Consider the following 240-nt stretch of genomic DNA (forward strand, 5'->3'; position numbering starts at 1 on the left):
CGTCTGTGGCGTCGGTGGTGCCGTGGGTGCTGTCGGGTCGTTCGGCCGAGGCGCTGCGGGGGCAGGCCGGTCGGCTGTCGGCGCATCTTGAGGAGCGGTCCGAGCTGTCGCCGGCGGATGTGGCTTTCTCGCTGGTGAGTACGCGTGGTTCGTTCGAGCACCGTGCGGTGGTGGTGGGTTCGGATCGTGCGGAGTTGCGCGCCGGGCTGGAGGCGCTGGCGCGGGGTGAGGCTTCGGCTC

General features: G+C 71.7%; 1 protein-coding gene. It reads left to right on the plus strand.

Annotated elements, in window-relative coordinates:
- Positions 1-26 precede the first annotated feature (26 nt).
- Positions 27-240: CurL C-terminal domain-containing protein (locus UK12_RS44230; RefSeq protein WP_231591536.1), on the plus strand; the 214-nt coding region annotated here is incomplete at its 3' end.

The sequence above is a fragment of the Saccharothrix sp. ST-888 genome (assembly GCF_000955975.1).
Lineage (GTDB): Bacteria > Actinomycetota > Actinomycetes > Streptomycetales > Streptomycetaceae > Kitasatospora.